The organism is Rhizobium sp. PL01, assembly GCF_033447125.1.
In the GTDB taxonomy this organism is placed as follows: domain Bacteria; phylum Pseudomonadota; class Alphaproteobacteria; order Rhizobiales; family Rhizobiaceae; genus Pararhizobium.
This window is the reverse complement of sequence record NZ_JAWQUM010000007.1, coordinates 1-19091: the sequence shown is the minus strand read 5'-3', so window position 1 is coordinate 19091 and position 19091 is coordinate 1. Positions and strand designations below refer to the sequence as shown.

The following is a 19091-nucleotide window of genomic DNA, read 5'->3' as shown; positions in this document are numbered from 1 at the left end:
GAGCGCCCGCAGATGGTTCGGGCACGCCGCCTGCTTTTTTTTGAACAGGACTTACGGCATGTTGATCCACTACTTCGTCATCACTATTCCCGGGCCTTGTGAGCGTTATCGGCCACTTTACCATTGGGAAGCCGCCCAACAAGCAGTTATAGCACCGTTGGAAAGGCCTCGACTGCACACTGCGTGTGGAACCATCGCTGGGGCTCTCCGACTGTCCGATAAGAGAAACCGGGATGACCGACACGGTCTGTTGTGACGAGGTGCTCTGCATTAGCGTCGGGAATCACCAGTTCTTATCAATCTGACATCGCCGACTATACGTATCCGGCTTAAAACCGGAGATACAAGTAATGTTTGACAGTTCACGTCCTTTGCTTCCCGACGCTGATGGATTTTTCGGGAAGTTCGGCGGGCGCTTCGTCCCTGAAACGCTGATGCCGTTGCTGCTCGCGGTGAACGAGGAATGGCAGCGTGGCAAGACCGACCCTTTGTATTGGGACGAGATTGACGACTATTCACGGCACTACGTGGGACGGCCGAGCCCGCTTTATTTCGCGGAAAGGCTGACCGGTCGGCTGGGAGGGGCGCGCATCTACCTGAAACGTGACGAGCTGAACCATACTGGCTCACACAAGATCAACAACTGCATGGGTCAGATCCTGGTCGCCCGGCGGATGGGAAAGCGCCGTATCATCGCCGAAACGGGTGCCGGCCAGCACGGCGTGGCGACAGCAACCGTCGCAGCAAGATTTGGTCTGCAATGCGTCATCTATATGGGGGCAAAAGATATAGAGCGTCAGGCCCCCAACGTCTTCCGGATGAAATTGCTTGGAGCGGAGGTACGGGCGGTCACGTCCGGGAATGGAACCTTGAAAGATGCAATGAACGAGGCGCTTCGTGATTGGGTTTCCAACGTTGATGACACCTACTATTTGATCGGGACAGTTGCCGGACCGCATCCCTACCCCGAGATGGTGAGGACCCTGCAAACGGTTATCGGGCGGGAAGCTCGCAAGCAGATCGTCGAACATGAGGGACGCCTGCCGGACATGCTTGTGGCTGCTGTCGGCGGCGGTTCCAACGCGATCGGTCTTTTTCACCCCTTCCTGAATGACCGAAGCGTTGCGATGGTCGGAGTGGAGCCGGCGGGAAAAGGGCTCGACACCCAAGAACATTGTGCGTCTTTGACGAAAGGCAGTTCAGGGGTGCTACATGGCAATCGAACATACCTTCTTCAGGATGCGGATGGTCAAATCACCGAGGGCCATTCGATCTCAGCTGGGCTAGACTATCCCGGCGTCGGTCCTGAACACGCCTGGCTGAAGGAGAGCGGGCGTGTGACCTATGCGTCGGCGACTGACCTGGAAGCACTCGATGCATTCCAGCTTCTTTCCACCGAAGAAGGCATCATACCTGCACTTGAACCCTCTCACGCTATCGCGGAGGTTATCAAACGCGCGCCGCGTATGCCGGGGAAGATCATCATCGTCAATCTCTGCGGGCGTGGCGACAAGGATATTTTCGCCGTCTCAAACCTGCTGCAACTCAACGGCTGACATCTTAAAAAAGGTGTCAATCTGCGCGATGAACACGTTAGGAGAATGAGCGTGCACGCAAGTCTGTTGGATGCGTAGTCTGGAATTGCTTCGCCTCTGACGACAAGCGGCATAACGCGCTAAAGGGCCTGTTTCCAACTCCACTTCGAATGGGCGTTGTTGGTAAGGGGCGTGCTCGTCGCGCCACAGCGGCGAGCGTCCGGCCTTCGTGCGAAGAGAGAGACAACGCCCATTACTGATGAGCGAGCCCATAGATCTAGGCCCTCCTATGAAATCGAATGGACTCGCCGTTCTGCAAAACCTTTTTCATCGTGCCACTACCCACACCCGAACACATTGGTCTCGACGTACCACCACAGAATGATGGTTAAATTCCAAGAAGCGGTTGTAGCAGCCGCACGATCCGGCTCGTGAACCTGAGCGGGGCCTCGGTTATGGCAAGACAGATGCAATCCTCTCCCGGCGCTGCCTTTGGCTGGTGCGTGAGTTCATCATCGGCGAGCTCGACATCGCCGCGATTAAATACCGAGACCGAGTCACCGAAACTTCCGGCAAGCACGAGCGTCAGTTCGCAGCCTCTGTGACTGTGTTCAGGAACAGGTTTTCCTGCGGGGATCTTAAGAAGCCGGACAACGGTGCCGGGGTCCGATGTCGGTATTTTCATCTGACTTGCACCTCTGCCAAGAGAGCGCCAGCGCAGACCGCCTGCGGCTTCAACATACGACAGCAGGGGATTTGGCAAAAGCGGATCTCGACGAATAACGTGAGTGTTGCCGCTTTCGTCCGGCCGCTCGATGCGGTTTTTCATGTCCTCCCATCCGGAAACAGCATTGTTATCGGCATCCTGGCATTCCAGAAAAAAGCCGCCGATATTCTCGAACTCGGCCAGACGTCTACGGCAGTCTGGGCAAAACGGCAGATGTGTTGCGACGCCGATGCTCCATCCTTCCGACAGTGTTCCGGCTGCATAGGACATCAGCATGTCATCGCTGACGTGATGCCGGACGATCACGCGTCCTTGAGTAGTGCGCGCAGCTTGAGACATGCGTTTCTAATCCTTGATTTCACAGTTCCTATCGGAATGCCTAGCGTTGCGGCGATATCCGGGTGGGTCATGTCCTCGAAGAAAGACAGTTTGAGTGCCTTCACCTCATCGGGTCGCAGCGACGCCATTGCCGCCCGCAGGCGCTCCGCCTCCTGAAATCGATCGAGTGCCGTGTCTGCCGCTGGCGTATCATCCGGCACGAAGGCCGGATCGTTCGGATCGAAGTCCGGCCGTGGACCGCGGCGCAGGGCGTCGATCCGCACATTCCGTGCGATGGTAAATATCCAGGTTGAAGCCTGGCCGCGTTCTGGATCGAACAGCTTGGCCTTTTTCCAGACCTTGAGCATGGCTTCCTGCGCCATTTCTTCGGCCGAAATACCTTTCCCGCCGATCTTCGACATGTAGGCGCGTATCTTTGGCATGAAGTGATTGTAGAGCATTTCGAACGCATCGACGTCGCCGCGCTCCGCAACCGCAGTCAGCAGCCGGGTGATCTCCACCTCATCCACACCCTGCCTTGGCTTGTCCAAATGCCTAATTCTCCTATTGAACGTTGCAGGCAACCAAATGACGTTCCCACGCTTCAGTTGTTCAACGGGATCTGAATGAGCTGGCACGGTTGTTTTCATCGCCCTATTACGGCTGTTTGTGCATATGGATCAAACAAACGCACAATTCTCATTCGAACACAACGATGCGCGGCATTTGCCTAAGGAACTTCACAGTTCAAGGCTGGATCATATCCCGGATGTCGACAACAAGGTCTTTTTTGACGCGATCGTGACAAGAGTGGCAAGGCAGGCGACCGGTCGAAAGTCTTTACAGCGAGCGACCCGCGCTTGAAAGCCATACAAGAACCACCTTGTTCTTGACCGTATCCGACAGTCCCTATTCCGGCGTTCCTAACGCTGCTGATAATCTGGTTTCAGATATCGCCATCAGCCACTCACAGACAGAGCGCGGTCAATCAGCACGACGCCGTAGGCAACGGCTACGATCAAGGTCACCCGCAGCCGAAGTTGCAAATACCAGCCTTGATCTTCCCGCCCGGCACGGGTTTTGTGGTCGGCCAAAAGCAGAATTCCGAATAGCACCATCTGAACGATCAGTGTGGTCAAAGACAGACCGAGCACGAGGGTTGCAAAGGCGGCCAGTGCGAACACATTGCTCGCCATGATAATCAACAAGTCGCCTCGGCCAGTGCGCGCGGTTCCCCAAAGCGTCCCAGCCATGAAAGAACTGATGATTGCGCCATACGACAAGAAGACCGATGCTGTGTTCACATCCAAGAAGGTCTCCGGAGAAAGCATAAGCAGCCAGAATGGCAATGCGCCCAGGTAAGTCAGAGCGGTCGCTACATTGCGTGCGGTGGCGTTCATTCCGATGCCTCGATGATTTCACACAGCGCGTCTCCAAGGCCAGCCCCGCTTAGATAGGCTGCCTCCACTCGCCCGCCGATGCACCAGTCACCGCAGGCGGCCAGTTGCGATGCCCGATCCAGCAAATAGGACTGTCCCGCAGGCTTTTGAACATTGGCATATCGCCAGCGATGGATCACTGCGGTATCAGCTTCGATCGGCGCAAGCGGGATGTTACGTTGCACCGCCGCAAGCATGTGATGACGGATAATTTCGAGCGGCTTGTCGATGTTGGCGTCGGCCCAAACGGCATTTGAGTTCACGACGAGGCAGGGTGCCTGATGCCTACCCGGTTTGGTATTGTTGCGGGAAATCCAATCGATGATAGGGTCGTCGATTCGAGCAGCGGCGTAAGGCAATCTGCCGTCGCACGTCAGCCTGATCATTAACGTGAAGCATGCATTCATCTCGACGACGCCGATAGCGTCGTGGTGTGCAAATCGGAATGGAAGCACGGCTGCAGATTGTGGTGCTGGCGCAGCGGCAACAACCCAGTCGAACGGGCCCTCCAGCCGATCCGCTAGGTGAAGAAACCATCGACAGGGATCCCCGGTGATCGCGGCAACCTGCGAGTCGAGTCGGACATCAAGACCGATGGAAATTAACTTCGGCAGAGCGCTCATCGACGGCATGCCGACATATCTCTCCGTGTGAGGATTAACGCGCCGTACCGTTCCATCGTCGCCCAGCGACGCGAACTCGATTTTCCATGACTGAACCACGTCGTTGGCCTGCGCGGACTTCAGTGAATCGCGGAAACGGTGGTCCCTTATGGTGAAGTACTGCGCGCCATGGTCGAGCGAGACGTCCGCAATCCGTCGGGTTGCCATCCGGCCTCCGACACCCCTCCTCTTCTCGAAAATTCGGATATCGGCAATGGCCGACAGCGCTCGTGCGACCGTCAATCCCGCTATCCCGGCGCCAATGATTGCGATTTTAGGTGACATTGTCAAAGTCCCTGTGAGAGTCGTGCGGTTACGAACCCATCACCGCATCAGATCAAAGCGCGGATTTGCGATAGCGATGTGCCCGTTTTTATCTGATTTGATCTGAAACCCCGACGCAACCGTATCCGCATCACCTATCCATATTTGGAGTATCTCTCATGGATGCGATCATCACGGACAGCGCGCTTTTTCCTGCCTCAGAACAGCCGACCCAGCAAGACGCAGAGGCCGCGGTGCGCACGCTTATACGGTGGGCTGGCGAAGATCCATCACGCGAAGGCCTGCTCGATACGCCGAGGCGTGTTGCGCAAGCCTATCGCGAACTGTTCTCCGGCTACGACATGGCTCCGGAAGATGTGCTGTCGAAGACGTTCTCGGAAGTCGCCGGGTACAAAGACATGGTAATCGTCAGGAACATCCCGTTTCATTCCCACTGCGAGCACCACATGGTCCCGTTTCATGGGATTGCGCACATCGCATACATTCCAGACCGCGGCGTGCTTGGGCTGTCTAAGATGGCGCGGTTGGTCGATCTGTACGCCCGCCGTTTGCAAACCCAGGAGACCATGACCGCCCAGATCGCCCATGCGCTCGATGGAAGCTTGAGACCGAAAGGCGTTGCGGTGATGATCGAGGCCGAGCATATGTGTATGGCGATGCGTGGCATCGGCAAGCAAGGGGCAAAGACGCTGACGACAAGCTTTACCGGGCTGTTCGAGACCTCCGCTACGGATCAGTCGCGGTTTATCATGCTCGCTCGCGGATAGTGGCGGCACTAGGAGGCAACCCAGTGCAAACAAGGAGGTCTCAATGACCGACCAACTGATGACGTCACTGGCGGCCGGGTATTCTGCGTTGGTGATCGGAGCCAGCGGCGGCATTGGAAGCGCTGTGGCACGGCAGTTGGAGATGGACGGCAACTGCCGCAAGGTCGTCCGTCTATCAAGGCGCAAAGATGGTTTCGACGTCACGGATGAGAATTCGGTACATCGGACTGCAGAAGCGCTCAAGACGGAGGAGTTTGATCTCATCTTCTGCGCGACAGGTGCATTGACGATTGACGGCTTGGGGCCCGAGAAGTCGATACGGCAGATAACGTACGCGTCGATGACGGCCCAATTTGCCGTCAATGCCGTTGGACCAGCCCTGATTCTGAAACATTTTCTTCCGCTGATTGCGAAAAAAAAGCGGGTCATTTTTGCGCTATTGTCTGCACGGGTCGGATCCATCGGCGACAACGCGCTTGGCGGATGGATTTCGTACCGTTCTTCGAAGGCTGCACTCAACCAGATCGTCCACACCGCCGCGATTGAGATTTCCAGGATCAACCCCTCGTCATTGATCGTCGCAGTGCATCCAGGAACAGTATCCACTTCCCTGTCGGAGCCGTTTTCGTCCGGTCACGCAAGGTCGGAGCCCGATGAAGCAGCAAGCCGCATTTTGCGTATGCTTGACGAATTAAAGTCTGAAGACACTGGAAAGTTCTACGCCTATGACGGAACGCCTATTGTCTGGTAGCCGCCACGTCGCGTGGAACGCGTGTTAATAACTGCATCACAAAAGTATATGCCTCCTGCATCTTGCGCTTAGACCCCACGCAAACGGTGCTGACCCTTTCATAAAGAGACGGTCGTGAGCGATATTGCCCAAGGAACCAACGCAGCAGCGGAAACCAACATCCATCACGAAAATTCGATCCGTCCTGATTGCCGAGGAAGCCAAGCGGATGGACGGCGATATCATTGCCGGTGCCAATCCCGGACAGCTGATCTCGGTTACCAGTGGCGACCTGCTCGTTGCGATCTCGTTCCCGCGTTACTCGAGGGATGTTGTCGATATGGTGCGTTACGCCTGCGACAACGGCGCCCGCATCGTGGCACTCACGGATTCCATCGCTTCGCCGATAGCGCGATATGCGGATGATCTTCTGCTGGCGCCAGCGCAGCATCCGGTGATCTCCAGCAGCAATGTTCCGGCGACGGGTTTGATCGAAGCCTGGGTCTTTGAATATCTGCTAACCGATCCGGATAATCTCAAGCGCGCTGAAAAATTGGCGACGGCTATTGCCACCTATCTCACCGCTCATGGCTAGCTCAGAGCGTGCGCATGCAGGCGATCTCGAGATCGCCTGAAAGAAGGTCGCCGGGCCTCCACGCAGAAGGCGCGTTGCACATGAAGCGGTTTCCGCTTCAACCAATGGATGGAGTTCTTCAATACACTCTGATCGATGTAGACGTCGCACTCGAAGAACACATGCCTCACGCAAAATTGGCTGGCGGGGAATTTTGGGGGCCTCGAACCCTGCCAGCGTGCTATAAAGACCTGCCGATTACAGACACAATCATTCCGCCATTCCGCGACGAAACGGGGAGGAGCTTTTGAGCAATGCTATCGATGACGCCTTTTTGAACAGCCTTGTCGTGGTAACTGAATTTTCTGCAGTCGCCGATCCAGCCAACTACACCCCTGTGCCGGAGGATTGGGTCATTGCGCTCTCCGATGTGGTTGATTCATCGAGCGCAATTGACGCGGGCCGTTACAAAGCGGTCAATATGGCCGGAGTGAGTGTCATTTCGGCTCTTCTGAACGCGCTTGGACGCTCAGATTATCCATATGCGTTTGGAGGCGATGGTGCATCAGTGGCGCTGCCTGGCTCTGCAAAAACTCACGCGAGGGACGTTCTTGCTGCAGTGAAAGGATGGGCAAAAGAGGCGCTCGAACTCGAACTGCGCGTAGCATTGGTGCATGTGCACAGTATCCGGGCGGCAGGCCAAGACGTTCGTGTGCTGCGGCTGGGCGTCAGCCCCGACGTGAGTTATGCGATGTTCTCAGGCGGCGGTATAAGCTGGGCGGAGTCCGAAATGAAGGTGGGCCATTTCCACATCGAAGGGGCGTTGGATATCTCTGCGCCCGATCTTACGGGTCTGTCCTGCCGTTGGGATCCCATTCCTGCTTCGAAAGGCCAAATTGTTTCGCTTATTGTCGTCCCAGGAGATCAGGGTGCAGGCGATGCCTTTCGCCATCTGATTTTGACGATTGTCGGCTTGATGAGCGAGCAGCAGCGGCAAGGCCATCCCCTCCCCGCTGAAGGGCCACCACTTCGATTTACCACCAGCGGCCTGAAATATGAGGCCGCCGCGCTTGCACCTGGGGGAAGCCAGCTGTGGAAAAAGATCTTGGTGGTTTCAAAGACAGTTGCTGCTCTTCTCCTCGACCGCCTCAATCTCGAAATAGGCGGGTTCAATGCAAAGCGCTACAAGGCAGAGGTTTCCGCAAACTCTGATTTTCGCAAATTCGATGATGGATTGAAAATGACGGTCGATATTCGCGACGAGCAGTTCCAGGCGATCGAAAAAATCCTTCAAGAAGCCGCACAAAGGCGGTGCTGTAGATATGGCATTCACAGGCAAGACAACGCATTGATGACGTGCTTCGTCCCCAGCATTTCGGCACGAGACCACGTGCATTTTATTGATGGTGCAGGCGGTGGCTACGCGCTTGCTGCGCGCAACCTGAAGCAAAACTTTCCGTTGAGTGCGGCTTAATTCGGTTCGCTCATCACCGTAAATGCCCCTTTGGTGCCCACAGAAGCCGCTGCAACGCAATGTGCCGGCCGACAGGCTGCTTCGATGGGTAAGCCGGTCACGCGATCAGCAAGATATCCGCGGTTGAATGCGTCGCCCGCGCCGGTCGTAGCAAACCGTTTCTGCACGTATCGCGCGGCTACCGTTCCACGTGTGGTCACCTCATTTAGCCAGTATCCATCCGAGGTGGACCGCAGGATTTTTGCTTTCGCGCGTGGTAAATTGCGGAATGGAGATCGACGAAGGCAAAATCGATGATGCGGTTTTGGCGCTGCTATGGCTGACGCTTCACAACGGGCGTTGCGCCTGGAAGGGTTTTGACTGGGGAACGACGGATCGGTTGCATCAGAAAGGCTTGATTGGCGATCCGGTGAACAAGTCGAAGTCGCTTGTTCTGACGGATGAGGGACTACGCCGATCGGAAGAGCTTTTTCGGCAGTTATTTACGCAGCAACCGGTATCGCCGCCGCCCTGATCTTCTTCCATTCCCACGGCAACAGCTCGTGCAGGCGGGAGACGGGCAGATCCGCGATGCGGGCCAGCACGTCTGTAAGCCAAGCCTTCGGATCGATATCGTTGAGACGGGCGGTGGTGATAAGGGTCAGCATGATGGCAGCCCGGTCTGCGCCGCGATCGGACCCGGCGAAGCTCCAGTTTTTTCGACCGCAGGCCACGCCGCGCAGGGCTCTTTCCGCCGCGTTGTTCGTCATGCAAATCCTGCCGTCATCGGCGTATCTGGCAAAGTCTTGCCAGCGCGACAGCATGTCGTTGATCGGCTCAAGCACCGGCGAGGATCGCGACAAGCCTTCACGCTCCTGCCGCAACCAGGCCTCCAGCTCTTCGAGCAGCGGTTTGCTCTTTTCCTGGCGCACGGCAAGTCGTTCTTCGACGCTTTTGCCATTGATATCACGCTCAATGTCAAACAGCGCATCGATGCGTTTGACCGCTTCCAACGCTGTCGCCGAGACAGGCCTCAAGCCCTTGCCCCGCCGGGCACTGCGCGAGACATCGGCCAGTTCGAAGAACTTTCGGCGCGCATGGGCAAAGCAGAACGCCGGCGTCACCGGGATTTGTTTCTTGGTCCGATCAAAGAGCGGATTGAAACTACACTGACTTTATCCATGGTCGAACTGTCTGCCCTCCAAACATCACCTGGGTTGGCAGGTCGAAGATGAAATAAGGATTGAACGAAGGCGGCGCGCTGATCCGATCCAACCGTGCCAGTTGATCAGACGTCAGGGCGACATCAAGAGCCTCCACGTTCTGTAAAAGCTGTTCGGCCCTGCTGGCCCCGATCAAGATGGTGTCTATGCCGGGGCGCTGAATGGTCCACGCCAGCGCCACCGCCGCCATAGGTCGATCCAGTTCGATGGCGACCTGTCGCACGACATCCACGACATCAAAGTTGTGCTCAGTAAACAGCATGCCGCCGAACGGATTGTCGCCGTTGAGCCGCCCATTGCTCTCCTGTGCCTCATCACCCGAAGCCTGGTTCGGCATCCCGCCCCTTTCGCCCGCATGAGCGAGCATGTCGCGACCATACTTGCCGGTGAGCAGACCGGCTGCCAAAGGACTCCAAGGAACAAGCCCCATCCCGAATTCGACTGCTGCCGGGAGTATGTCAAGCTCGATGCCCCGATCAACGAGGGAGTAGGCGTATTGCATCCCGATCGGCACAGGAAGTCCGTGGGCAGCTGCCAGCGTCGCTATCTTTGCGGCATACCACGATGGCGTATTGGAGAACCCGTAGTGGAGGATCTTTCCGCTGCGAACCGCATCGCTCAATGTCTGGAGCACCTCTTCGGCGGGCGTGGTCCGGTCCCAGACGTGCATCCAGTACATGTCGAGATAGTCTGTCTGCAGCCGTTTCAGCGAGCCCTCGATCCCCAACCGGATGTTTTTGCTGCCGTTGCCGCCGTGCAGCGGCGTCCCTTGGCTGCGCGAAAAACCTGATTTCGTTGCAATGACAACGCGGTCGCGAAGACCTGTATCGGCGACGAAGGTTCCCAACATCTCTTCGCTGCGTCCGGCCGAATAGACATCGGCCGTGTCGAAAAAGTTCCCGCCAGCGTCGATATAGGTGTCGAAGAGTGCACGTGCTGACTTGGTGCCCGCGCCCCAGCGCTCGGCACCAAAAGTCATCGTGCCGAGGGCAAGAGGACTGACGGCAAGGCCAGATCGGCCAAGAGTGCGGTAGCTTGTCAGGTCCATGATCAATTTCCTTCTTTGTTTCGGCTGCATGCTTGGGCGGATCCTAGCGGGAAGCCCGTGGCCACATTAGCCATTGCTCGCCGCATGAACTTGTGAGCACACTGCATCAATGGAACGAGGCGAACTGAATGATCTCATGGCCTTTGCCTCTGTCGCGCGCGAGCGAAGTTTTACGCGGGCGGCGGCCTCACTTGGCATGTCGCCGTCTGCGCTTAGCCACGCGATGCGAAGTCTGGAGGAACGGCTCGGCGTCCGGCTGCTGGCCAGAACCACCCGCAGCGTCTCACCGACCGAAGCGGGCACTCGGTTGCTACAATCCATACGGCCTGCGCTGGCGACCATCGAGGAAGGGCTCGGTGCGATGGCGGAATGGCGCGACAGCCCTACAGGAAAGGTGCGCATAACCACCTTCTCCTATGCTGCAAAAACCGTACTGGTGGCCAAGCTTCCGGCTTTTCTGCTCGCGCATCCGGAAATCCAGGTCGAAGTGAGTATTGATGATCATTTGACAGACATCGTTGCAGAAGGTTTTGATGCCGGAATCAGGTTCGGTGAGACGGTTCCCAAGGATATGATCGCCGTGCGCGTTGGCCCCGACCTGAGGACGATCGTCGTCGCGACGCCGTCCTATTTCGAACATCATCCCAAGCCAGAAACACCATACGACCTGGAAGAGCACAATTGCATCGGCTATCGGCTTGCAAGCTCAGGCGGACTTCTTCCCTGGGAATTTGCGCGTGACGGACGCGAGATCAAGATGAGGACCTCCGGGTCCTTTATCGGCAACGATGGCGATCTGGCGGCCGCGACGGTTCGAGCTGGTTCGAGCCTAGGCTATCTGCTGGAAGATGACGTTGCCGAGGATCTCGCCTCGGGACGTCTGATACAGGTTCTTGACGAGTGGTGTCCGATGTTTCAGGGCTGCTTTCTATATCACCCTAGCCGCCGCCAGTCGCCGCCGGCGCTGCGTGCTCTCATCGCTGCGTTAAAAGTCGACAGTTGAAAGTCACGGTTCGAACAGGTGCCACATCCGATCCCGTCGCCTTGAAGGGAGTCGGACCGCAGACCCTTTGATTTCGGCATTGATGTCGAAGTCTAGCTGGCTGGCGTAGTGTTAGGCCATTCCTGCGCGCCATGGAGGACGCGAAGAATCCGAACCGATTATTCCGTTACCGCGTAGGCCGCGACGTACGGCGTGACGCTGATTACCAGTTCGCGCCGAGACGCTGCGCTCCTGTCAACTCTCCAACGATCGAGAACAATCGCTCGGTCTCCCGCGAGGTCAACGTTGCAGTCGGCTCATCGAGGATTAGCACCCGACTTTCGGTCATCAAAGCGCGAGCGACTTCCACCAACTGGCGATGCGCGATTCCGAGCCTCTCCACGGGCCAGCGCACGTCGATATCGGTAAGCCCGATGGCGTCAAGCCCTACGCGAGCGCGCTCGTTGTGGCTTCCCGCGTCGCAACACCCATGAAGTTTCGGGGACGGTGCTCAATAAAGATGTTTTCCGCCACTGAAAGATACGGAAGCAGATTGAATTCCTGGTGGACAACTTGCAACCCGCGAGCCTTTGCATCCCGTGGCGTCTGTGACGAATAGGCTTCACCGGCAAAAGTGATTACCCCAGAATCCGGCTTCACGATTGCGCACAGAGTTTTTAATCTGCGTCGACTTGCCCGCACCGTTCTCGCCGATGAGGCCGTGCACTTCCCCCCTGGTTGACAAACAAGTTCACGCCGTTCAGCGCGAGCGTCCCACCGAAGCTTTTTCTGATGTCATGCAGTGCGAGAATAGGCCCGGACCCGCTCGCCCCTTTGGCGGAAAGCTCTGACGGCCCCGAATTCAAAATTGTCATTGAAGCAATCCTGGACGGAATGCCGCACTTGCGTACCCCTGTTAAACGCTGGTCAGCTCACGTGGGCGCTTATCGCAACTGGATAAGTCCGATCCGAGTGTTTTCCAATCACGTCATATCGGTTGTTTTCCGGGACCCCGCTGGAACAATGCGCATGGTCGGCTTTAATTCAAGGGTATAAAGATCAGAAGCCCAGGACGCCAGGATGGCGCGTTTTTCGCCCACCGAAAGATCTGGAGCGCTGACAACCTTGCTTAGATGGGAGAAGTGACGTGCGGGATTAAGCAGTGCGGCCGCGGAGATTGCCGCAGCCGCCGAGCCATTCTGATCGAGATTGGCGATATCGTTTTTCAACGCTCTCTGCTTTCGAAGCTCTAATTGATATGCGGATCGCTTTTCGATCTGCCGCGTATTGCCACCAGGGTATCGAGATCCGGTGCGAGCACGTCCTGTCTTTCGGCAAAGGCGACAAACAAGCTACGGGCGGTCTCGGCCTCAACGATGCCGTTCAGCGCTGCATGACAAGCGTTCAGTGCGACGGTGTGTGCCCGGTCGCGGTGTCCTTCCGGCCAATCGCAAAGTACGCGATAGGCCTGCATGACCGACCTTACCGGTGTCGGAATACCAAGACCGGTCAGAATAGTTACAGGCTTCTCAAACCTATCGGGTTTCATCGTCGTGTCTCCTTTTCAAGCCCGATCGTTGAAAGGAAGGGGCGCCGATACCACGGCGCCCCGGATGTGACGCATCAAGCGGCCTTCGCAGCTTCTATCTGAGCTGGACGGCCCTTCTCGGCCATCTCGGTTTTACCGCTGATTTCGATCTTTCGAGGTTTCATAGCTTCCGGAATTTCACGCACCAGATCGATCGAAAGCAAACCGTTTTCGAGTGCCGCACCCGCTACGCGCACGTGGTCGGCAAGCTCAAACCGGTGTTCGAACGGGCGGCCCGCAATGCCGCGATGCAGATAGCCGTCTTGCTGCGCTTCGCCCTTATTTCCGGTGACTGTCAGAAGGTTCGACTGGAATGTCAGGGTGAGTTCGTCCTGCGAGAAACCAGCCACCGCCACAGCGATCCGATAAGTGTCATCGCCGGTCTTGACGATATCGTAGGGCGGCCAGTCGTTGCTCGAGCGGCCGCGCTGGGCGTTTTCGAGCAAGTTGAACACCCGGTCGAAGCCCACGCTGGAGCGAAAAAGCGGTGCATAATCATAAGCTGTTGCCATAACCATATCCTCCGTAAAGCAACATGGACTTGGAGGCGCAAAAGGGATCGCCTCCGGTGTATCCGGCCCTCAACGAGCGGCCGTGACTATGATTTTTGTTCGAAGATATTTCGTTTCAAGACCCCGTCAGAAAAAATTCTGCGCGTCGCGTCTGATTTTTTCAAACACGGGTTTGCGGGTGGCTGCTAAGTAATATCAGAGGTGTGTTTCGTCGCCGCGTTTAACCCCACACGGCGCGCTGAAGCTTCTCCCCGGTCGCGTGTAAAGACCCTGTTATCTTACCGCGTATTAGAATAGGCCCACCGGGGTCAACCTTCGGCGCCGAAAGGGGTCAAAGTTCCATGTTTAAACACAGGATCGCTCAACTGCGCCAGTCTGCAGCACCGTCAGCTTTCGGAACTTGCTGGAAAGCCTGCAAAGCTCAAGATTGGGGCACAAATCCGTCTTTGAGAACGGATCGCAGCCGGCGGTGAGCACAGTGTCGAAGTATGTTTCCAGGTCTTGAACCTATTCGAACCGCTGCCCCGCCAGTTCCGTGCTGACTGAACCACAAGCCCTTCAAGAAAGCACGGACACGGTTTCCCCGGGCAGGTTGATTTGCACTACTTAAAGTTTCAATGGTGCAACGTTGGGACGCAACCATCTCAACAGGAGCCGGATGCAGTTAAAGCTGTGCAGATCGCTTTGACGGGCGGCGACTGGCGCAGCTTGATTTGAATGCACCGATGGATGTCAAAGCTGAAACATTGTCGTTTTTTGGTGAGGTGCGCGGTCGCTTTCAGGAGGGAGTGGATGAAATTCTTGCCCACGGTGTGTTGTACTCAAGCAATAGACTTGCTTCGGTTGAAAATTCAGCAAAAGGCATCACATTCACGTTAATTGGCATCCATCGACCGCACTCTCAGAACTTGTCTTTTATAATATACATTATAGCCGATAATATCTACTAAGACAGATAAAACCACCGGAATCTTGCTATCGATCTCCTGACGTGATATCTCCTAAAATAGATATTAACATCATTTGTGTATGCCATGACAGACAATGCGAATTCCTTTTTGTCGCTTTCACTTGCCAGCCGATCAGCGTTGCAATTGCTTGCGGCCGAGATTCAGGCGGCTCGAAAGCTTCGCGGATGGACGGAGGTCGATCTCGCCAAACGAACCGGATGTTCGCGGCTGACGATCCGCGCGATCGAAGCCGGCAAACCAACAGTTGCAGTCGGATACATCTTAGAAGCAGCGACGATGGTTGGGTTGCCCTTGTTCGGAGGCACCTTTGAGACCAAAGCCCGACTTTCGGAAACCAGGACAAAACTCCAGCTTCTGCCTGCACGCGTCCGCCGTCAAAAGCCGGAGCTGAAAGATGATTTCTGATCCCACCGAACTTTACGTCTGGATATGGTTGCCGGGAGAAGTCGAGCCGGTTGTCGCGGGGCGCGTAGTCCGTGAGAGGGATCGCTATTTCTTCAACTATGGGCGCAGCTACCTCGAGAGAAAAAACGCAATCGCCGTTTTTGATCTCGACCTGCCGCTCGGCGCGGGCATCATCGAACCGCCGGCCGATCATTTTCTCGCACCATCCCTGCGCGACGCATTGCCTGACCGATGGGGCCGGCGCGTTATCGTCAATGAATTGTTGGGACTGAAGCGGGACGCGATCGACGAGGACACCTTCGGAGAAATGACTTTCATGCGTCATTCCGGCTCAGACAGGATCGGTGCGCTGGATTTTCAGGAGGGCGCGACTGAGCACATTGCGCGAGAGGGCGACTATGCGACGCTGAAGGAATTGCAGAGTTTCGCCGACAAAGTGGAAGCCGGGGAGCCGGTTCCCGAAGGCTTGGGCCGTGTCATCCTTCATGGCAGTTCGATCGGCGGTGCGCGGCCAAAGGCCCTCGTCGAAGACCACCAGGCGGGAAAACCGAGGAAGCTGATCGCGAAATTCTCGGCCACGAATGACACCTTCGCGATGGTCAAGGCGGAATTTGCAACCATGCGCCTGGCAGCACGTGCTGGTATGACCGTGGCGGCGGTAGAAATAGATCGGGTCTTGGATCGCGATGTCCTTCTCGTCGAACGCTTCGACCGCATTTCAGTCGGAGCGTCATGGCAGAGGCGTGCAATGGTCTCTGCCTTGACTTGGACACAGGAGAATGAACTCGCTGCCCACCATATCTCGTATCAGATGCTTGCGGAAATCATTCGAGCTCGGTTTTCCGATCCATTGGAAAACCTGACCGAACTTTTCTCGAGGCTTTGCTTCAACATTCTCGTTGGAAACACCGACGACCATGCAAGAAATCATGCCGCCTTCTGGGACGGGGATACACTCAACTTGACGCCCGCATATGATATAGCCCCGCAACGCCGTGGAACACCGGAAGCCAACCAAGCGATGATTGTCGCTGGAGGAAGTCGCGCTGCGCAGTTGGTGAACGTCTTGGCGGTCGCGCCGTCGTTTTTGCTATCACAGGCGCAAGCTCGCACGGTTATCGATGATCAGACCGCCGCAATCATCGCCAACTGGCACATAATCTGCGAGGAGGCTGGCATGACGGCGATTGAACGGCGTTTTTTTGAGGGGCGCCAGATCCTCAACAGCTATGCCTTCGACGGGTACGGCCCTGTCCCAAGGCTTGGCGAATGAGAAATGCGGCCCAGACTTCGTTTTCGGATATGCACTTTGTGGTGTGAGGTATCCAAAAACACGTAGCTTATGTCCGCGAGTTAAAAAACGACGCCACGCGAAAGCGGAAGGCCACTGTCGTTCGATCGGAATTTGGCCCTGCGCCAAACCCTGCTCGTCCGGCCGCTCCGGATCAGAGCATCGAGAACATAACGAGTGGCATCGACGGCCCGCCCTAGCCACGGTTTCCTGCATTTAATGGAAACCACCATTTCGTCGACCGGATCGTTTCATACGAGACTATGATTCTGCGTTCCAACAGCATTTCCTCGACCAACCGAAAGCCCAGCGGGAACCTGAAACAGAGCCAGACTGCTTAAGCGAGGCTAGCGGCCGGAAGCGATGGTTCTTATGGCTGATAATTATCGTGGTCATGGCGGCCAACCATTCCGCAACTGACAAGCCCAAGACGTCGTGAAAAATCCGTTCCTGCTGCAGGCAGACATGATGCGACGACGTTGATTTCCGTTGGACAAGGCTACAAAGGGTCTGACTTAGCGACACCCGCGCCGCAAAATGGTGGCCGGCGGTTGCAAGACGGGTCCGCCTCGCAGCGACGATCCCGTCGACCGGATGTTACCAGGCAGGAAACGGGTCTTTGAGAGTGGACCAGCCGCGCGGATCGGGGCTCGCCAGACAGTCGTTAAGCGCAGCACGAACGCCCGTCTCGTCCATGCCCACGCCGATGAACACGAGTTCCTGGCGACGGTCGCCCCAGGCGGCGTCCCACTGGCTTTGCAGGTGCTGGCGAAACTGCAGATGCTCCGGCCAGTCTTGCCGGGGAACCGCGGCCCACCAAAGGCCCATGGGTTCGCAGCGCCTTTGTACCCCTGCGGCCGACAGCAAACCGACGTGACGCGGGCGCGTGGCCAGCCAGAAATGACCTTTGGCGCGGATGACACCGCTCCACGGATCGTCCAGGAAGGCTCGAAAGCGCACCGGGTCGAAGGGACGCCTTGTGCGATAGACAAAACTCGAGACCCCATATTCTTCGGTCTCCGGAACATGGGCTCCGGGGCTGTACAACTCCTTGTGCCACAGGGGATGTGCAGCGGCTTTTTCCTCATCGAAGAGTCCGGTATTGAGGACCGCTGCAAGAGGGAGCGTTCCGAAATCCGTCTCCACCTGACGTGCATCCGGGTTGAGTGCGGCAACCACTTTGCGGACTTCCGCGCGGAGGGCCTCGGGCGCGTCCGAAATCTTGTTGATCACGACGACGTCGGCACATTCGATCTGGTCGACCAGGAGGTCGATGAGGGTCCGCGCGTCCTCGCCGTCGCGCTGCAGGCCACGGTCGGAAAGCAGATCGGCGCTGCTGTAGTCGGCAAGCAGGCTAGCAGCATCGACGACGGTTACCATCGTGTCGAGCGTTGCAAAATCGGAAAGGGAAACCCCGTTCTCGTCGCGGAAGGAAAAGGTCGCCGCGACGGGGCGCGGTTCGGCAATACCGGTCGCTTCGATCAGCAGATAGTCGTATCGCTTTTCTTCGGCCAGTCGCCGCACTTCCGTCAGAAGGTCGCCGCGGAGCGTGCAGCAGATGCAGCCGTTGCTGAGCTCGACCAATGTTTCGGTCGTGTGCGACAGGTTGCAGTCGATGTTTCGAATAAGACTGGCATCGATGTTGACTTCGCTCATGTCGTTGACGATGACGGCAACTTTAAGACCCTCGCGATTGTTCAAAACGTGGCTGAGAAGCGTCGTTTTGCCAGCGCCAAGAAAGCCGGCAAGTACAGTAACGGGTAGCCGATCGGTCCTGTTCATCGGCATCCCTTGTCCATCGGCATTCGAAGCGGCCATTGGCACGGCAGGCATTTGCTTCGTGTTCGCGTCATCCGGCACCCCTCCGATGGTTTATGCGGCAAGCTGCGGCCGGAACACCACATCGGCCCAATAATTTGCGGAGCCGAAGGTGGAATTGGGGAATATCCCGGTGGTTGCTGATCCCCCGTAGCGGTAGACGCCGTTGCCGCCGGCCAAAGCGCTTGACTGTGCCGTCAGCGGGCCGCTGGTGACGTTACTGGTGAAGAAATTGTTGGTCGCCACATATGCACCGGTCGTGTGATACGACGCGACATAGTTGGTGTTGGCGGCGATCGCGACTGCCGTGGCAAAGTTTACCGTCTGCCAGCCGCTCGCGGTGGTGTTGGTGAAGGTTGCGGTGCCGAGCTTGGTGCCGGCTGTGTTCCACAGATCAACGACGTTCTGGCCGGTGTCGCTGGCACTGCGGTAGAACTTGATGCCGGTAATGCTACCGGCAACATTCGACTGGAACTTGAGGCCGACCTCGAGTTGCTGGCCATCGTTGAGGCTGGTCTGGGCTGGTGTGTTGGCCGCGGTGAACAGGCTGAAGCTCGTGGGGGCCGCGGTTACGGCAATATTGTAGGTCTCGTTGGCACTCAGGCCGCCAAGGTCGGCCGCCGTCACCCGGATGCCATAAGTGCCGGCTGTTGTCGGCGTGCCGGTAAAGGTCCGCGTCGTGGCGTTGTAGCTCAGCCAGGCCGGAAGTGCGGAGCCGTCGGCGGCCGATGCCGTGAAGGTCAGCGTGTCGCCGCTGTCGGGG

Annotated in this window: 22 protein-coding genes and 2 pseudogenes; 9 read left to right on the top strand and 15 right to left on the bottom strand. The window is 56.9% G+C overall.

From position 1 onward, the window contains the following. Window positions 1–350 precede the first annotated feature (350 nt). Window positions 351–1556 (top strand): tryptophan synthase subunit beta, encoded by a 1206-nt coding sequence (gene trpB / locus R6X40_RS17175; protein ID WP_318415021.1) that lies wholly within the window; start codon window positions 351–353, stop codon window positions 1554–1556. A gap of 367 nt (window positions 1557–1923) precedes the next feature. Here trpB and R6X40_RS17170 read toward each other — a convergent pair whose 3' ends face one another. From R6X40_RS17170 to R6X40_RS17155, 4 genes are all read right to left on the bottom strand, one after another. Next, complete coding sequence (locus tag R6X40_RS17170; protein ID WP_318415020.1) at window positions 1924–2601, bottom strand: ChrR family anti-sigma-E factor; 678 nt, start codon at window positions 2599–2601, stop codon at window positions 1924–1926. Continuing rightward, a complete protein-coding gene (locus R6X40_RS17165) occupies window positions 2565–3230 on the bottom strand; it encodes a sigma-70 family RNA polymerase sigma factor (protein WP_318415019.1) in 666 nt (221 codons plus the stop codon). The genes R6X40_RS17170 and R6X40_RS17165 overlap by 37 nt, the downstream gene beginning before the upstream one ends. A 309-nt stretch (window positions 3231–3539) precedes the next feature. Beyond that, the gene (locus R6X40_RS17160) at window positions 3540–3980 is read right to left on the bottom strand and encodes a DUF3429 domain-containing protein (RefSeq protein ID WP_318415018.1); all 441 of its coding nucleotides are present in this window, start codon (window positions 3978–3980) and stop codon (window positions 3540–3542) included. After that, the gene (locus tag R6X40_RS17155) at window positions 3977–4966 is read right to left on the bottom strand and encodes an NAD(P)/FAD-dependent oxidoreductase (protein ID WP_318415017.1); all 990 of its coding nucleotides are present in this window, start codon (window positions 4964–4966) and stop codon (window positions 3977–3979) included. The genes R6X40_RS17160 and R6X40_RS17155 overlap by 4 nt, the downstream gene beginning before the upstream one ends. 158 nt (window positions 4967–5124) lie before the next feature. On the opposite strand from R6X40_RS17155, the gene folE reads away from it, so the two are divergent. The 4 genes from folE (at window position 5125) to R6X40_RS17135 (ending at window position 8511) form a co-directional block, all read left to right on the top strand. Next, on the top strand, window positions 5125–5733 hold the full coding sequence (gene folE, locus R6X40_RS17150; protein ID WP_318415016.1) for a GTP cyclohydrolase I FolE: 609 nt from the start codon (window positions 5125–5127) through the stop codon (window positions 5731–5733). Window positions 5734–5776: 43 nt separating this feature from the next. After that, window positions 5777–6484, top strand: a complete 708-nt coding sequence (locus R6X40_RS17145) for an SDR family NAD(P)-dependent oxidoreductase (RefSeq protein WP_318415015.1) — start codon at window positions 5777–5779, stop codon at window positions 6482–6484. A 208-nt stretch (window positions 6485–6692) separates the two neighbouring features. Continuing rightward, window positions 6693–7058: an SIS domain-containing protein gene (locus R6X40_RS17140; protein WP_318415014.1), complete on the top strand. Its 366-nt coding sequence runs from the start codon at window positions 6693–6695 to the stop codon at window positions 7056–7058. 286 nt (window positions 7059–7344) lie between these two features. Next, window positions 7345–8511 carry a DUF3095 domain-containing protein gene (locus R6X40_RS17135; protein WP_318415013.1) on the top strand — a complete coding sequence of 389 codons (1167 nt, stop codon included), beginning with the start codon at window positions 7345–7347 and terminating at the stop codon, window positions 8509–8511. Here the strand turns inward: R6X40_RS17135 and R6X40_RS17130 are convergent. Further along, entirely contained in the window at window positions 8508–8747 is a 240-nt protein-coding gene (locus tag R6X40_RS17130; protein ID WP_318415295.1) for a PfkB family carbohydrate kinase, read from the bottom strand. The two genes, R6X40_RS17135 and R6X40_RS17130, sit on opposite strands and share 4 nt — an antisense overlap. 32 nt (window positions 8748–8779) lie before the next feature. Between R6X40_RS17130 and R6X40_RS17125 the strand changes: the two genes are divergently transcribed. Further along, on the top strand, window positions 8780–9025 hold the full coding sequence (locus tag R6X40_RS17125) for a DUF6429 family protein (RefSeq protein WP_318415012.1): 246 nt from the start codon (window positions 8780–8782) through the stop codon (window positions 9023–9025). On the opposite strand, the pseudogene tnpC reads toward R6X40_RS17125, so the two are convergent. Together tnpC and R6X40_RS17115 are read right to left on the bottom strand one after the other, a co-directional pair. Next, window positions 8994–9653 (bottom strand): annotated as a pseudogene (tnpC, locus tag R6X40_RS17120) (IS66 family transposase); the annotation flags it as partial. The gene R6X40_RS17125 and the pseudogene tnpC overlap by 32 nt on opposite strands. A gap of 1 nt (window position 9654) precedes the next feature. Further along, window positions 9655–10761, bottom strand: a complete 1107-nt coding sequence (locus R6X40_RS17115; RefSeq protein ID WP_318415011.1) for an aldo/keto reductase — start codon at window positions 10759–10761, stop codon at window positions 9655–9657. Between the two features lie 109 nt (window positions 10762–10870). On the opposite strand from R6X40_RS17115, the gene R6X40_RS17110 reads away from it, so the two are divergent. Further along, entirely contained in the window at window positions 10871–11764 is an 894-nt protein-coding gene (locus R6X40_RS17110; RefSeq protein ID WP_318415010.1) for a LysR family transcriptional regulator, read from the top strand. A 202-nt stretch (window positions 11765–11966) separates the two neighbouring features. On the opposite strand, the gene R6X40_RS17105 is transcribed toward R6X40_RS17110, so the two are convergent. The 5 genes from R6X40_RS17105 to R6X40_RS17090 all read right to left on the bottom strand — a co-directional run bounded on the left by R6X40_RS17105 (window position 11967) and on the right by R6X40_RS17090 (window position 13843). Continuing rightward, a complete protein-coding gene (locus tag R6X40_RS17105; RefSeq protein WP_318415009.1) occupies window positions 11967–12146 on the bottom strand; it encodes an ATP-binding cassette domain-containing protein in 180 nt (59 codons plus the stop codon). Window positions 12147–12365: 219 nt separating this feature from the next. Then, window positions 12366–12470, bottom strand: coding sequence for a hypothetical protein (locus R6X40_RS31615; protein WP_412178401.1), 105 nt, complete (start codon window positions 12468–12470; stop codon window positions 12366–12368). A 256-nt stretch (window positions 12471–12726) separates the two neighbouring features. Beyond that, window positions 12727–12972 (bottom strand): hypothetical protein, encoded by a 246-nt coding sequence (locus R6X40_RS17100; protein WP_318415008.1) that lies wholly within the window; start codon window positions 12970–12972, stop codon window positions 12727–12729. A 20-nt stretch (window positions 12973–12992) separates the two neighbouring features. Continuing rightward, window positions 12993–13292, bottom strand: coding sequence for a DUF982 domain-containing protein (locus tag R6X40_RS17095; RefSeq protein ID WP_318415007.1), 300 nt, complete (start codon window positions 13290–13292; stop codon window positions 12993–12995). A gap of 74 nt (window positions 13293–13366) precedes the next feature. After that, a complete protein-coding gene (locus R6X40_RS17090) occupies window positions 13367–13843 on the bottom strand; it encodes an Hsp20 family protein (protein WP_318415006.1) in 477 nt (158 codons plus the stop codon). A gap of 1034 nt (window positions 13844–14877) precedes the next feature. Here R6X40_RS17090 and R6X40_RS31610 point away from each other — a divergent pair. Both R6X40_RS31610 and R6X40_RS17085 read left to right on the top strand, forming a co-directional pair. After that, complete coding sequence (locus R6X40_RS31610; RefSeq protein ID WP_412178400.1) at window positions 14878–15219, top strand: helix-turn-helix domain-containing protein; 342 nt, start codon at window positions 14878–14880, stop codon at window positions 15217–15219. Then, window positions 15209–16492 carry a type II toxin-antitoxin system HipA family toxin gene (locus R6X40_RS17085; RefSeq protein ID WP_318415004.1) on the top strand — a complete coding sequence of 428 codons (1284 nt, stop codon included), beginning with the start codon at window positions 15209–15211 and terminating at the stop codon, window positions 16490–16492. The genes R6X40_RS31610 and R6X40_RS17085 overlap by 11 nt, the downstream gene beginning before the upstream one ends. A 158-nt stretch (window positions 16493–16650) precedes the next feature. Here the strand turns inward: R6X40_RS17085 and R6X40_RS17080 are convergent. The 3 genes and pseudogenes from R6X40_RS17080 to R6X40_RS17070 all read right to left on the bottom strand — a co-directional run. Continuing rightward, a pseudogene (locus tag R6X40_RS17080) lies at window positions 16651–16847 on the bottom strand (IS6 family transposase); the annotation flags it as partial. 260 nt (window positions 16848–17107) lie between these two features. Beyond that, window positions 17108–18292, bottom strand: a complete 1185-nt coding sequence (locus tag R6X40_RS17075) for a GTP-binding protein (RefSeq protein WP_318415002.1) — start codon at window positions 18290–18292, stop codon at window positions 17108–17110. 90 nt (window positions 18293–18382) lie between these two features. Beyond that, window positions 18383–19091: DUF4082 domain-containing protein (locus R6X40_RS17070; protein WP_318415001.1), on the bottom strand; the 709-nt coding region annotated here is incomplete at its 5' end.